The sequence below is a fragment of the Planococcus antarcticus DSM 14505 genome, from assembly GCF_001687565.2.
Classification (GTDB): Bacteria; Bacillota; Bacilli; order Bacillales_A; family Planococcaceae; genus Planococcus; species Planococcus antarcticus.
Genome location: NZ_CP016534.2, coordinates 2,757,389 through 2,771,343 on the forward strand (window position 1 = coordinate 2,757,389; position 13,955 = coordinate 2,771,343).

Sequence of the window (13,955 nt, forward strand, 5' to 3'; positions counted from 1 at the left end):
TGTACCATGAATGACTTTTTTAGTTGTCTAGCTTAATTTTACAATCGGCGTGATATAGAAAACCGCTCTCCGTTATTCCATTGAATAAGCAAAAGCGGTATTGGCAATCAATTACTGTTTTTCAGATTTATCAATAGGTTTTTTCGAGATGCTATCCAACTGTTCATTTGGCAATGATAAAATGGTTTCCACCGGGGCGTAATTTCCAGCTAAACGGCCAATTGGCGCCAGCTTTTCCATACTGATGCGGCCATTTTGATACAGCTCATCTTTGATATGGAATTTAACAAGCCTGCCAATCACCAGATGATCGTCCCCTAATTGGATGATGTCGTGCAATTGGCATTCCATATTGATAGGTGCTTCTAGAATACGCGGCACAGAAACTTCAATCGATTCGGCAGCCGTCAAGCCCGCGTAGTCGAATTTATCAACTTCCTCGGTACATGTTCGCCGCTTCTTGCCATTTCATTAGCCAAGGACGCAGTTACAATATTGATGACGAACTCCTTGTTTTCCCGTGTGTTCTGCAATGTGTCTTTGACGGTACCCGCGCGTTCCTCTACCCCTTCTCCAACAGAAAAAGCCAACATCGGTGGATTGCGCGATACCACTGTAAAAAAACTGAAAGGCGCTAAATTGGCGATGCCATCTACAGACCTGGTGGATACCCAAGCGATTGGGCGCGGCACAACACTGCCAATCAATCGTTTATAATTTTGTTTTGCGGTCATATTCAGTGGATCGATAATCATTTTGCAGCCACCATTCATCTTTATAGTCCGGAGACTTCATTTCTTTTCTTTTCCCTTTTCGAAAAGAACTAAATCAATTTTTGAGTGATTTCCGTTTTTATTTCTACATTAAGTTAAACTAAAGAAATAGCTTTTTCACACCACTTCGGTTGCTTAGGGCGCGGCTCTCGCTATGAGCCGCGGAAAACATCTGTCTCTAGCGGCGCCCATCCCGTAGACGCGCTGGCGCTAAGGGTTTCACTTAATGTAAAGCGACGAGTTCTTTTTCTCTTTTTTCATGAGAGAGATAGAGAAATACGAAGCAAAACAAAGGAGACTCCAAAAACGGAAACGCAGTGACTGAGGGAGAAATCGACTCGTTTCTAGAGCCCGAGTTAGTTCAATACAAGTCCATGGCAGCAGCCACCGCAAAATTCTGTCGAGTCAACTACATAGTCCACAATATGCGGGCTCGAAAGCGGAGTGGGTTTACGGGATATCTAAAGTTTGAACATGTATAGGTCAACTTACGTAGTCCATCTTCCATTCAGTTCAGCACTGACCCTTTATGGCTCTAAAAAAATAGGCAATAAAAAACCCACCACTCCAAGTTTTCAACTTCCAGTGATAGGGCTATGCTTTTATTTTAGTTGAAAGGTCTTTTCTTCTTGAGCTTTCTGGGTTTCGTACTGTCGGTAGTTAGAATAATATTCTTCGATCAGGTAAACTGGACGACCTTTAGTTTCAATAAAAATTTTGCCCAAGTATTCGCCAATAACCCCCAATGAAATCAACTGGACGCCCCCAAGAAACAGAATAACGGACATCATGGACGGGTATCCTGGAATCGAATCATTGAAAATCAAGGTCCGGAAAAATAAGAACAGCATGTATAACAGAGCCAAGAACGATACGAGAATTCCGAGAAAAGAAGAAATTCTAAGTGGCAGCACAGTAGATGAAGTGATGCCATCAATCGCTAGATTCACTAATTTCGGGTAATTCCATTTAGTCGTTCCGGCGGCTCGTGGATCCCGGTCAAAAAGAATTTCTTTCTTGTCGAAGCCAATCCAGCTGAACATCCCTTTCGTGTATCGCTGAGACTCTCGTATTTTCTTTAAGGCTTCAATGCATTTGCGGTCAAGCAGCCGGAAATCACCTGTATTATTTTGAATGGGAATATTCGAAACTTTGTCCAGAATATTGTAATACGAATTGGACGACCATTTCTTGAACCAGGTTTCCCCGGCACGGCTGTTTCGTTTCGCAAATACATCGTCGTATCCCTGCTCCCAGTAGGAAATCATCTCTGGAATCATTTCAGGGGGATCCTGTAGATCTGCATCGATGATGATAACAGCGTCCCCATTAACATGATCGATGCCAGCCAGCATTGCGACTTCTTTCCCAAAATTCCGCGAGAGATTAATATAGGCGATCTGCGGATGAAGGGTAGACATTTCTTTTAGCATTTCCAGTGTCCGATCCCTGCTGCCATCATTGACAAATAAAAATTCGAACTGGTAATTCGAGATTTCTGTAGTCACTAGCAACAAACGCTCAAGAAGCGTCTCCAGGACTTCTTCTTCATTATAGGCAGGAATGAGGATTGTGATTAACTTCATACATAGTTCACCTTCCGTTCGTAAAAGACTGATTGCTTCAAATTATAGCATATGTCACAGCCATGCTCATAGAGACTGAACAAAAGCTCTATTTTTCCCAAACAAAATTTGCTATTATTAGAAATGGAATTTATCAACCAAACTAAACTGAAGTTACCGGAACTTATAAGTTAAGTTTCCATGGGTGCCAATCCACTGTGAATATTTCGAAAACAACTCGACTTTCGTGCCGATAGGGTATGGTTCAAACAGGTAATGTAGAACGCTCAGCACCTGCTTGGATTTCTAACCTTGCCGCTGTAGTGCCCTCTTCAGAGTCTCCACTTATTAAGCAGGTAAGCGATGAAACCCACTGGAGCTTATTACGAGGAGTCTCATCGCTTCTCTCACGGAAAGGGTCCGTCTAAAGCAATTTCTTAGCATCCACCCTTATTTAATCATTTGAAAATTTCAATTTTCTAGTTCATCTCAAATAGACGAGGAGCCAATCGAAAATGCCCGAAGAATTTTTATCAAAATGGAAAATAGCAATCAAGCCACAATGGAAATTAGCGTTTCTGTCAGCAGCCATCATTGGATTTTTATGCCATATGTTTGTATTCACCAATATGCTGCCCAATCACGATAGTTTAGTCAATATGCACAGCCCGCAGCTAAAAGGAAATCTTGGCCGCTTTTTTCTGTCCCCGTTCAGCGGAATCAGCTCTTATTTTGACTTGCCATGGATCAATGGCAGCTTGTCCATTCTTTATCTAGCGTTGACAGCTGTCATCCTGACAGAACTGTTCCAATTGAAAAAGACCTTTTCAATCGTTGCCATCAGCGGACTGATTGTTACGTTCCCAACCATAGCATCCACCTTTTCTTATATGTTTACAGCAGATGGCTATATGCTTGGCTCTTTGCTGACAGTGTTGGCCCTGCTCATCACCAAGACTTATAAATATGGATTTATCCCGGGCTCATTCATTTTCTATCTAGGTGTCGGCGTTTACCAAGCCAACTTGCCTTTCCTATCAACGTTGATCATCATTTTTCTGATCAATGAAATCTTAGGTAGAAAGATCACTTTCCAGCAATTGAAGAGCTACATCCTCCGCTTCTTCGGTTTGGGGACCATTGGCATGGCCTTGTATGCCATCAATTTCAAACTTTATACGAGCTTTTTTGCCGGAAACATTTCAAGCTACCAGGGGCTAGATTCAGTCGGCGACAGCAGCGGCTCTATCTTTGAGCGCTTCAGCCAAGTAAACAATTCTTTTCTCGCTTTCTTTTTCAGGGGGTTCAACGCTGATTCGCCAATTAATCTATTCGAATGGCTGAATGTCGCTGTCTTCTTACTGATTGCTGTTGGCTTTGTCCTTTTGATGACTCAGAACCGCATCTTCGCTAACATTCCGATGACACTGATTGCCTTGGCATTACTGTTGCTTATGCCTTTATCCGCCTATATTCTGTACTTTGTATCTTCCGATGTTGTTTATCATATGTTAATGGTACTTGCACTTGTCAGCTTCTACGTACTGCCTATACTTTTCTATGAGAACCTCACCAGACCAACCGTTGTTGTAAAAGCCTTTTCATGGTTATCCGTTGTGGTTGTGTTCGCTGTAATCTTCAACTTCGCGATTATTTCAAATATCTCTTACCTGAACATGGATTTGAAGTATGAGAAATCAACCGCTTTCGTTAATCGGCTGATCAGTAGAGTTGAACAAACGGAAGGCGTCACTGCAGAATCGAAACTGGCATTAATCGGTCGTGTACAATTGGGGTCCTCATTGAGCACACGGGTCATTCCCGAGAATATACCAAGAATGACAGGCCCCTTAGGGGATAGCATCATTCCACTGCCTTATCACTATAGTGCCATGATGAAAGATCATTTCGGAGTTACTTATCAATTCATTTCTGAGCAGGAACGTCAGGAAATTGCGGGAAGCGATTGGTTTGCAGAGATGGAAGCATGGCCATCTCTGGAATCCATTCGTGTGATCGACGACGTGGTCGTAGTAAAGCTTCAGGAATAAAAAACATCAGACATGGATGGGTTATCCACTGTCTGATGTTTTCTTTTTATTCCCTGGTATTTACCTATCTCATCCTATAAATAAAGGATATAATGAAGGTAAATAGACTGGGGGGATAGACATGGACACGGAGCAAAAATTGAAGAGATGGCAGCAGGCCGGACTGCTGGATCCAGAAACAGCCGAACAGATTCTAGCGTTCGAAAAGCGTCAGCCCGCCCCTAAAAAGCTGCCGCTGCTGTTGATGATTGGCTTAATTTTCTTTTCTCTGGCGATTTTTAGTTTTATTGCGGCCAATTGGCACGCAATACCGGATTTGGCAAGAGTTTTGATGATGCTCGCTTTAATGTGGATTTTCTACAGCATTGCCTATTTCTCGGAGAAAAAGGCTGTTGGCTCTCCGCTCCTCTTTAGGGTGATCGGTCTCGCGATGTTTGGTGCCACTTTACTGGTAACTGCACAAACGTTTCATTTTCCGTTGGCAAACTCCGCTTTGCCATGGGCGATGTTTCTTGCAACACTTGCCCATTTCTTTTACTGGCGGAACCTCACTTATACCGTCATTGGCTTTTTCTTTGGCGCAGCAGTGCTACTATCGTTCCTGCCTGACATCGGATGGCTGGAATGGGGCATCTTTATCGCCGTTACCGTAGCGTGGTTTTACTTCAGCAATAGCTTTGCACCAGTGGCTTTCAGTTGGATTTTGCTATTTGCTTCTGGCTTCATGCTATGGGGACTTGTGGATTATGACAGCTCACTATGGCCGATTTGGACCCTGTTCGCACTTGTGCTGCTCCTGTTTATCGTACCCGAAAACAAGCAGCGGATGATTCGCCCGCTTTATTTGCTGGTAGCAGGTATGCTGATTGTAGCTTATTTAGCAGTTCGTGGACAAACGTTCATCAGCGTGATCGATGAAAGCCATATGGCAGAAGCTATCGCTTTAGCCATCGCCGGCATTGTCGTGCTGGTACTGGGCTTTTTCAAATTTCGATTTGTCATGTGGATTGCTGTTACGGGATCTATCGGGTTGCTACTTTTTGATGAAACGGCAATCGGTTTAGCAGTGGTTGCTGAATTATCTGCCCTTGCTTACCTGATCATCGCCCAGCGACAAAATGAACCTTTGGGACTTGGCTTTGTCTATTTCATTGTTGTGCAATTCGTCATTTATGTCATCTATGCTTGGGAACGGCTCGACATGTCACTCTTCTTCCTGATAGGTGCATTGCTGTTGTTCCTGTTGTCAGCTATAGCCTGGTGGATTAATCGCAGGAAAGAAGGTGTTCAACCATGAAATCCTGGCTCTTCCCAATCATTCAAACAACAGTTGTTGTCATCTTGCTCGTTAGTTATTACGCAGCTTCCTGGTTCGGTGAGCAGTATGTATTAAGAGCCGAACCTTTTGATCCGTTTGATCCGTTCTACGGAGAATATGTCATGTTGCAATATCCCGACTTGCAAACGTCTTCCATCACGGACGACAATTCGGTTTACTTTACTTTAAAAGAGGCGGATGATGGCTTTGCCGTCATCGACCGAATCGATAATGAATCTTTCTTCGGAGCCATTAAAGGATCTGTTTATGGTGGCAACGTCACAGCCCCCCAACTAGAACAATACTATGTAGAGCAGGGACTTGGTCCACAACTCGAGTCAGCACGCGAGTTGCAGGTCACCATTGACGTCTCCAGCTGGGGAACCATTCGACCAGTAGATCTGCAGGAGCGAACACAATAAACTATAAAAAAAGTTCAATCAGTTTTCTGATTGAACTTTTTTGGCTTTCCAAACACATTAGCTATCCGTACCATAATACTGTTCATAGGCAGCATCCTTTTGGACTTTTACGTTATTAATCACCGCTCCAAGCAAACGGGTTTTCGTCGAAGCAGTGAGGGCTTCTTTGGCTCTGAGCGCATACTCCCGTTCTGTCTTTCCAGAATTGACCACTAGGAGGGTACCTTCACATTTATTCGCTAAAATTACACTATCGGTCACAGATAAAACAGGCGGTGTATCAAAAATCAGCAAATCGTAAGTGTCCAATGCCTGTTCAAAAAACAAATCCATACTATGGGAGCTCAGCAATTCTGCTGGATTTGGCGGAATCGGCCCACATGGCAAAAGATCAAGATTTTTAATTTCAGCCGACTGGATCGCCACTTTTAACGCAATTTGACGAGTCAGTACGCTTGATAGCCCACGTGTATTCGTAATTTTAAACGTTTCGTGCATTGTTGGTTTTCTCATATCCGCATCAATAAGCAACACACGCTTTCCTTCCTGAGCAAAGACAATCGCTAAATTCGACGCAGTGGTCGACTTTCCTTCAGAATGAGAAGCGGAGGTGATTGCCAGTGATTGGATATCTCCATCTGGAGAAGAAAAATGAAGATTTGTTCGTAAGGTTCTGAACTGTTCCGAGACCCTCGATTTCGGATTGGTAAATGCTATCAATTTCCTGTTCTTCACTTCCGGTTTGTTCTTTTTTTTCACCATTCACTTATGCCTCCCTACGTTTAAAGGCAATCGGCTCATTAGCCGGAATGTCTTCTTCTTCATTCATCGGTGAGATAGATCCAAGTACAGGAATTCCCAGTACATCCTGTATATCCTTTTCACCTCTGAGTGTCGTATCCAAATAGCGTAAGATCATCGCGAGGGCCGCTCCAACCAAGAGACCAACAATTGCACTCAGCAAAATATTCAGTGGAGGATTTGGCGATATCGGTGTCTGATTTTCCATGACCACAGCCGGCGACAAAATTGAGACATTGTCTGCATTCATTAATTCCATGATTTCCACTTCAAAAATTTCAGCGGTCTTATTGGCAATTTTCACAGCTGCTGCAAGATCTGCATCCGCCACTACTATATTAAGCAGTTGAGAACTTTCTGCAATTTCTACAGTTACTTTTTCCTGAAGCTCTTCATAAGATATGCCTAATTCCAACTGGCTGACTACTTGTTCAAGTATGATTGGACTCTTAATGATTTCACTGTATGTAGCGACCAATTGCAAATCTGTCTCGATACTTTGACTATCCAGCCCAGCTTCAGTCTGCTGTTGACTGATCAGCAGCTGAGTAGATGTTTGGTAGATTGGTGTAATCATGTAATACGATATCAACGCTGTCATAATCATGAATGCGATGGTAATGGCCAATATCAGCCGCATTCGATTCTTCAAAATTAAGTAAACTTCACGTAGGCTGATGGTTTCTAACATTTCGCCATCCCTCCTTTCAATTGGAAAAGTGCAAGCGCCAAAAGCCGCGGCTTCGGGCATAAACAAAATCTTTGCCTTATTGTTTTCTATTCAATCGGCTATGGGACATCAATCAACTTTATTGATTGATGCCCCATTTTTTAAGCCTGCAAGCCTAACATAATTGGCGTTCAACTTATATAAACCAAAGTGCTGACTGCCTATGGTTCAAACAATAACTGCCTTCAGCACAAGCTATACACTTAGTCGGTTTTTCAGCTGATTTCAATAAGCATCCTTAGAACCGAACAGCACCAGAATGGTTTTTAAAATCAATTTAATATCCATCATCGTATTCCGAGTACGGATATAATCCAAATCCATTTCGACCCACTCCTGGAAGCTAATATTACTTCTGCCGTTAACCTGCCAAAAACAGGTTAAGCCTGGTGTGACGCTGATGCGCTGTTTCTCATAATTCGTATACTGAGCCACTTCATCAGGCAAAGCTGGCCTTGGCCCAACAATGCTCATACCGCCACTCAACACATTGACCAATTGAGGCAATTCATCAATACTTGTTTTTCTGATGAACTTTCCGATTTTTGTAATTCGTGGATCGCTTTTGATTTTAAACACCGGGCCTGATGCTTCATTCTGTTGGAGCAGGGAGGCTTTTAGGTCTTCTGCATTGCAAACCATGGAGCGGAATTTATACATATCGAATGACTTGCCGTGTTTACCAACTCTTTTTTGTTTAAAGAATACCGGACCATGAGGATCTTCCATTTTTATCAGCAAACTGATAATCAGAAATAAGGGAATCAATATGATCAGACCCACTAGCGAACCGACAATATCCAGAAAGCGTTTTGTATACAAATACCCGTTGCTGGTGTTTGTTTTTACGCTTTCAAATACCACTTCGCTGTATCTTGTATTTACATCCATTTTTTCTTTTTCAGGAGCGGACACTGACATTTGAATCACCACTTTCATCTTAAATTAACTTTATCAAATCAGATGGGCGCTGCTTCAATCAGTTTGGCTGAAACCGGTCTGCCGATCGAATGATAGTCAATTCCATTATTCTCCATCGCTTTTAATGCAAAACAATTTCTTCCATCAATAACGAGCGGCTTTTTCATTTTGTTGAATACTGCCAGCTCGACATTCTTGATTTCGGACCAATCAGTTAATATCAGCGCAGCGTCGCTATTTTCAACCGCATCTTCAATTGAGTCTGCGTATTGGACCAATGGATTCAGAATCGATTTCGCATTTTCCATCGCAATCGGATCATAGGCTACAACCTTTGCCCCTTGCTTGATCAATTCCTCAGTAACCAGAATAGATGCAGATTCCCGCATATCGTCTGTATTTGGTTTGAAAGAAAGTCCTAATACAGCGATTTTTTTACCAGAAATAACTGGCAGACAGTCATTCAACTTGCTGATCAATATCCCTTGCTGCTTTTTGTTGACATTGACCACGCCTTTCAGCAATTCAAACTCATATTCGACATTCCCCGCAATTTGTATCAAGGCTTTTGTGTCTTTTGGAAAACAAGATCCCCCATAGCCGATTCCCGCTTTCAGAAATTGGCTGCCGATTCGTTGGTCCAGTCCCATGCCTGTCGATACATTCTCTATATTAGCCCCCAATAATTCACAAATATTAGAGATTTCATTAATGAAGCTGATTTTCGTTGCTAAAAATGCATTCGATGCGTACTTGATCATTTCAGCACTTTTAATATCTGTTTTAAAAATAGGAACTCCAAACGGCTGGTTGACCTGTTCAATTATGCTGAATGCATGTTCACTGTCTGCTCCAATGACAATCCGATCTCCGTGGAACGAATCGTGAATAGCAGAACCCTCCTTCAAAAACTCCGGATTTGAGACGACTTCAACCATCAACCCGTTTGGTAAATGCGTTTGGATAATGTCTTTGATCATGTCATTTGTACCTACGGGAACGGTGCTTTTCGTAACGACAATGATATTATGTTCAACATTTCCAGCAATGTCTTTTGCGGCTTGAGCCACGAAAGACAAATCAGCAGAACCATCTATATTTTCTGGAGTTCCTACAGCAATATAGACAATCTCGGCCTGTTGGAGACCTTCCTGGTGATCCGTCGTAAAACTTAAACGCTTTTCATTGATGTTTTTTGTCATTAATTCACTAAGGCCAGGCTCGTAGATGGGAGAAATCCCATTCTGCATTTTTGCAACCTTGTCCTCATTAACATCGATGCAGGTTATATGATGGCCGATTTCAGACAAACTCACACCGGTTACCAACCCTACATATCCAGTTCCAATTACAGCTATCCTCATACGGATGCCTCCCAAGTTAGAATAGTGGTGCAGCAGATTTTTCAGCCATCAATTCTTTGATAATGCTTTCGACACCTTCACCAAATTCTGGACTGTCCAAAGCGAATTCGATGGTCGTCCGCAGGAAACCTAGCATTTCACCTACATCATAGCGTTTACCTTCAAAGTCATATGCGTAGACATTCTGCACTTCATTAAGCTTTTGGATAGCGTCCGTTAACTGGATTTCTCCTCCTGCACCGGCACTCTGAGTACCTAAGAAATCAAAAATTTCAGGATCTAAAATATAGCGTCCCATGATGGCAAGATTAGAAGGAGCAGTACCTGGTTTTGGTTTTTCTACAAAATTGCTGACTTGGTAACAGCGTCCATCCACTCCGCTTGGATCGATCATGCCGTATCGATGTGTTTCGTGATCCGGAACTTGCTGGACTCCGATAATGGACGACTGCATTTTGTCATACTGGTCAATCAATTGTTTTAAGCAAGGGTTTTCCGCTCTTACGATGTCATCGCCCAGCAGAACCGCAAACGGTTCGTTTCCGATAAACTTGCGCGCGCTCCAAACTGCATGCCCCAAGCCCTTTGGCTCTTTTTGGCGGATATAGTGAATTTCTACATTAGAAGTATGTTGAACCTTTTCAAGAAGCTCGAACTTGCCTTTTTTGAACAAGTTGTCTTCCAGCTCGAAGTTCTTATCGAAATGATCTTCAATGGCACGCTTTCCTTTTCCGGTAACAATGATGATGTCTTCGATGCCGGAAGCAATAGCTTCTTCAACAATGTATTGAATTGTCGGTTTGTCTACGATAGGCAGCATTTCTTTGGGCATGGCCTTCGTTACTGGAAGAAACCGAGTACCCAGACCAGCTGCCGGAATAATTGCCTTTGTCACTTTTTTAACCATAAAATCCACCCACCTTCAAATTTTTTCAGGATCACTGATTGCAATCTTTTCTAATGGGTTTGAATCTTTCTTACACGAAAAAAAGATCCTTTAGTGCTTAAATGACTAAACATTGTCCCATTGTAACATCGATAGTCCTTAAAAAGTAGATTAATTATTAAGAATTATTTAATTTTAAAAAATAAATAGATACATATAACTACCTAAAACTCGTTAAATTCGATTTCATCACATTTTATTATATTTTAATATTCTGATATTTTTAGGCGAATTTAGGTATGTGAAACGATCATCTCCAAATCCCCGTCAATAAAGTAATTTCCGATGGTCGCCGGTACAATGAAGTTGTCCCCTTTTTTTACCGTTGACACACTTTCTTCTGTGACAATCTGCCCTGCGCCATCGATGACACTGACTAGCAAAAACCCAGTCGTTACCGGCACCTCAACTCTGCCGCCAAGCGACCAATGATAAACAGTAAAATATTCTCCTTCTATCAATCGCGTCGACTCTAAGTTGGTCAGTTGTTCCTTCAGATTGTGCTGAATAACTTGCTGGTGTGGGCAAGTCATTACCGCCATCGCTTCTTCCAAATGCAATTCGCGCTTTTTACCTTCTCGATCGACACGATCATAATCATAAAGCCGGAATGTAATATCAGAGCTTTGCTGAGTTTCCAGAATAACAATACCCTTACCGATGGAATGTAAAGTCCCGCTTGGCACGTAAATAAAATCTCCTTTTTTCACCTTAATACTTTGAAATAACTTCTGCCATTCACCTTTGCTCACCAGCTGCTGAAACTCTTCAAGCGATTGCGCTTGATGCCCAATGATAATTTCAGCATTTTCTTCACAATCCAAAATATACCAGCATTCTGTTTTTCCGCACGGTTTGTGTGCCAGTTCTTGAGCGTAGTGGTCATCCGGATGCACTTGAACCGATAGCTGATCATTGGCATCAAGGATTTTCACCAGCAAAGGGAAATCACTGTCAGTTGTTTCAGAACCGAATAGCTGCGGATAATCCCGCCAAACCTCCAACAAACTCTTCCCTTGCAGTTCGCCGTTCATGACAATGGATGGCCCATTTTCATGGGCGGAAATGACCCACGCTTCTCCTGTTGTTTGCGATGGAATATCGTAATCGAATAATTCCTGAAGCTTTCCTCCACCCCAGATTCGCTCTTGAAAAACGGGCTTTAAAAAAACGGGTTCCCTGTACATGAAATCTCCTCCCACCATGGAAATGATAAGCAACTTACACATTGCGCAAACTCTTTCTCGCCTATCATCCGTGGCGAGCCGTCAATTTAACTTTGCAGATGGCTTCAATCTCTTCCCATTCTTTTGAAGTACGGAAGATATCCTCTTCAATTAGTTCACTACCTGTTTGAACTTCGATGATTTCCATATTGGTCGTCGCTTTCAACGTATGCTTAGCGCCAAGCGGGATATGGATGACATCTCCTGTTCTGACATGACTCAGTTGATCGTTGAAAACAAAAATGCCCTCACCTTTGACGATGGTCCATACTTCACTGCGTTTGTAATGCATCTGGTAGCTAAGGTTTTTCCCTGCGTTTATGCCCAAGCGCTTGATTAAAACTTCGTTCCCTTCCGCATACCTCGTGTATTCCAGTACTCGGTACCAGCCCCAGCGGCGCTCTTCATACATCGGCCGGCCATTGAAGCCTTCTACGTATTCTTTCACTTTCGTACTGGCATCTTTGTCGGTCACCAATATCCCGTCCGGACTTGCTGCCACTACGACATTATCCAAGCCAAGCAGAGTAATCGGAATATCAAGTTCATTGACAATATGAGAATTTTCTACTCCTCTGCCGATAATCCCTTTACCTGTCACCTGAACTGCCATTTCCTCTGTCAGCGTATTCCAGGTACCTAAATCCTTCCAATAGCCGTCATACGGTAATGAAACAATATGAGAAGCACGCTCAACCACTTCATAATCAAAGCTGTTTTTAGGCAAGCGATGGTAATTTTTTAGCAGCTGAGAATACTCAGTCGGCATCCCTCTCTCTTTCAACAAATCAATAATGTAGCCCAATTTAAAAGCGAAGACACCACAATTCCATAAGGCATTTTTTTCAATCAGCTCTTCTGCTTGCTGCTCAGTAGGCTTTTCTTTAAAGTAATCAACTGTCAAATAAGAATCATCCGATTTATTGTCGAGAATAATATAGCCGTATTTTGCGGAAGGATAAGTTGGTTTAACTCCCATCAACGCCAAGTCCGCACCGGAAGCCAGCAAGGCTTTTTCTAAGTCCTGAACACGACCAAAAAATCGGTTCTCAACGTACGGATCTACCGGCAACATGCCGACCACTTCATCAAGACTGCATTTCTGGACAGAATAAAGATATACGGCTGCTAAAGCGATTGCCGGAAACGTATCTCTTCTTTCCGGTTCCGTGACCACGTGGACATCATGTCCCAATTGGCTTTTGATCATATCCACCTGTGAGCTGCTGGTAGCTATGATGGAATTTTCAGCCATGCCCGTTTCCTCAATTTGCTTCCAAACTCGTTGAACCATGGAAACTTTATTGCCTCCCTCGTCACTCAATACTTTTAGAAACTGTTTTGAACGTGCATCGTTGGAAAGTGGCCATAGGCGCTTTCCTGATCCCCCCGATAACAATACCAACCTCATAATTATGCCCTCCTTCTCATCTGCGATTTTAGCTGAGTGCCAGTTCTTTGTACTTGCTCTTTCCGATAAAAATATAAATTAAATACGACCTTATAGGTAATATTTATCTACTATAAAAAATAAGTAATCCTATTTACATATAAATTTAAAAAGGTATAACCGTATTATATATATAAATACCTAATAATTCAATATAATTTTCTAATTAATTAGAAATATCAGATACATTTACCTATTTTATGTACCAAACTCCTTTAGCGTAAGGCTTTCAGAGTTATTTTATTTTTCAATTTTTTTTAGAAATTAAAGACATTTTTTATTCTTAAAGTCGTTCTCGATTGTATCGTCCAAAGATTCTCTAGTTAGCAGTTGAAATTTAGCAATAGAAAAAACCGCTTTCATGAAATCGACGGATTCCATGAAAGCG

The 13,955-nt window shown here is 42.2% G+C and carries 13 protein-coding genes; 3 read left to right on the forward strand and 10 right to left on the reverse strand.

What is annotated here, in order from left to right:
- Positions 1-111 precede the first annotated feature (111 nt).
- The 3 genes from BBH88_RS19920 to BBH88_RS13750 all read right to left on the reverse strand — a co-directional run bounded on the left by BBH88_RS19920 (position 112) and on the right by BBH88_RS13750 (position 2,359).
- The gene (locus tag BBH88_RS19920) at positions 112-411 is read right to left on the reverse strand and encodes a flavin reductase family protein (RefSeq protein WP_331243547.1); all 300 of its coding nucleotides are present in this window, start codon (positions 409-411) and stop codon (positions 112-114) included.
- A complete protein-coding gene (locus tag BBH88_RS19925; RefSeq protein WP_006831689.1) occupies positions 408-755 on the reverse strand; it encodes a flavin reductase family protein in 348 nt (115 codons plus the stop codon). Before BBH88_RS19925 ends, BBH88_RS19920 begins: the two co-directional genes overlap by 4 nt.
- A 620-nt stretch (positions 756-1,375) precedes the next feature.
- Positions 1,376-2,359 (reverse strand): glycosyltransferase, encoded by a 984-nt coding sequence (locus tag BBH88_RS13750; RefSeq protein WP_065536672.1) that lies wholly within the window; start codon positions 2,357-2,359, stop codon positions 1,376-1,378.
- Between the two features lie 494 nt (positions 2,360-2,853).
- Between BBH88_RS13750 and BBH88_RS13755 the strand changes: the two genes are divergently transcribed.
- The 3 genes from BBH88_RS13755 to BBH88_RS13765 all read left to right on the forward strand — a co-directional run bounded on the left by BBH88_RS13755 (position 2,854) and on the right by BBH88_RS13765 (position 6,129).
- Complete coding sequence (locus tag BBH88_RS13755; RefSeq protein WP_006830531.1) at positions 2,854-4,389, forward strand: glucosyltransferase domain-containing protein; 1,536 nt, start codon at positions 2,854-2,856, stop codon at positions 4,387-4,389.
- 121 nt (positions 4,390-4,510) lie between these two features.
- Positions 4,511-5,686 carry a DUF2157 domain-containing protein gene (locus BBH88_RS13760; protein WP_006830530.1) on the forward strand — a complete coding sequence of 392 codons (1,176 nt, stop codon included), beginning with the start codon at positions 4,511-4,513 and terminating at the stop codon, positions 5,684-5,686.
- A complete protein-coding gene (locus tag BBH88_RS13765; RefSeq protein ID WP_006830529.1) occupies positions 5,683-6,129 on the forward strand; it encodes a GDYXXLXY domain-containing protein in 447 nt (148 codons plus the stop codon). Before BBH88_RS13760 ends, BBH88_RS13765 begins: the two co-directional genes overlap by 4 nt.
- 57 nt (positions 6,130-6,186) lie before the next feature.
- On the opposite strand, the gene BBH88_RS13770 is transcribed toward BBH88_RS13765, so the two are convergent.
- The 7 genes from BBH88_RS13770 to BBH88_RS13800 all read right to left on the reverse strand — a co-directional run bounded on the left by BBH88_RS13770 (position 6,187) and on the right by BBH88_RS13800 (position 13,528).
- Entirely contained in the window at positions 6,187-6,891 is a 705-nt protein-coding gene (locus BBH88_RS13770; protein ID WP_065536671.1) for a CpsD/CapB family tyrosine-protein kinase, read from the reverse strand.
- A 4-nt stretch (positions 6,892-6,895) separates the two neighbouring features.
- Positions 6,896-7,621 (reverse strand): YveK family protein, encoded by a 726-nt coding sequence (locus BBH88_RS13775; protein WP_065536670.1) that lies wholly within the window; start codon positions 7,619-7,621, stop codon positions 6,896-6,898.
- A gap of 264 nt (positions 7,622-7,885) precedes the next feature.
- The gene (locus tag BBH88_RS13780; RefSeq protein WP_040852566.1) at positions 7,886-8,599 is read right to left on the reverse strand and encodes a sugar transferase; all 714 of its coding nucleotides are present in this window, start codon (positions 8,597-8,599) and stop codon (positions 7,886-7,888) included.
- 20 nt (positions 8,600-8,619) lie between these two features.
- Positions 8,620-9,945, reverse strand: coding sequence for a UDP-glucose dehydrogenase family protein (locus tag BBH88_RS13785; RefSeq protein ID WP_006830525.1), 1,326 nt, complete (start codon positions 9,943-9,945; stop codon positions 8,620-8,622).
- 16 nt (positions 9,946-9,961) lie between these two features.
- Positions 9,962-10,852, reverse strand: coding sequence for a UTP--glucose-1-phosphate uridylyltransferase GalU (galU, locus tag BBH88_RS13790; protein ID WP_006830524.1), 891 nt, complete (start codon positions 10,850-10,852; stop codon positions 9,962-9,964).
- 272 nt (positions 10,853-11,124) lie between these two features.
- On the reverse strand, positions 11,125-12,078 hold the full coding sequence (gene manA, locus BBH88_RS13795; protein WP_006830523.1) for a mannose-6-phosphate isomerase, class I: 954 nt from the start codon (positions 12,076-12,078) through the stop codon (positions 11,125-11,127).
- A gap of 64 nt (positions 12,079-12,142) precedes the next feature.
- Positions 12,143-13,528 (reverse strand): sugar phosphate nucleotidyltransferase, encoded by a 1,386-nt coding sequence (locus BBH88_RS13800; protein WP_065536669.1) that lies wholly within the window; start codon positions 13,526-13,528, stop codon positions 12,143-12,145.
- Between the last annotated feature and the right edge of the window lie 427 nt (positions 13,529-13,955).

Bases quoted from the DNA above. Each gene is read 5' to 3' on its own strand.
- BBH88_RS19925 (WP_006831689.1), bottom strand. From the start codon at position 755: ATGATTATCGATCCACTGAATATGACCGCAAAACAAAATTATAAACGA.
- BBH88_RS13750 (WP_065536672.1), bottom strand. From the start codon at position 2,359: ATGAAGTTAATCACAATCCTCATTCCTGCCTATAATGAAGAAGAAGTC.
- BBH88_RS13755 (WP_006830531.1), top strand. From the start codon at position 2,854: ATGCCCGAAGAATTTTTATCAAAATGGAAAATAGCAATCAAGCCACAA.
- BBH88_RS13760 (WP_006830530.1), top strand. From the start codon at position 4,511: ATGGACACGGAGCAAAAATTGAAGAGATGGCAGCAGGCCGGACTGCTG.
- BBH88_RS13765 (WP_006830529.1), top strand. From the start codon at position 5,683: ATGAAATCCTGGCTCTTCCCAATCATTCAAACAACAGTTGTTGTCATC.
- BBH88_RS13770 (WP_065536671.1), bottom strand. From the start codon at position 6,891: ATGGTGAAAAAAAAGAACAAACCGGAAGTGAAGAACAGGAAATTGATA.
- BBH88_RS13775 (WP_065536670.1), bottom strand. From the start codon at position 7,621: ATGTTAGAAACCATCAGCCTACGTGAAGTTTACTTAATTTTGAAGAAT.
- BBH88_RS13780 (WP_040852566.1), bottom strand. From the start codon at position 8,599: ATGAAAGTGGTGATTCAAATGTCAGTGTCCGCTCCTGAAAAAGAAAAA.
- BBH88_RS13785 (WP_006830525.1), bottom strand. From the start codon at position 9,945: ATGAGGATAGCTGTAATTGGAACTGGATATGTAGGGTTGGTAACCGGT.
- galU (WP_006830524.1), bottom strand. From the start codon at position 10,852: ATGGTTAAAAAAGTGACAAAGGCAATTATTCCGGCAGCTGGTCTGGGT.
- manA (WP_006830523.1), bottom strand. From the start codon at position 12,078: ATGTACAGGGAACCCGTTTTTTTAAAGCCCGTTTTTCAAGAGCGAATC.
- BBH88_RS13800 (WP_065536669.1), bottom strand. From the start codon at position 13,528: ATGAGGTTGGTATTGTTATCGGGGGGATCAGGAAAGCGCCTATGGCCA.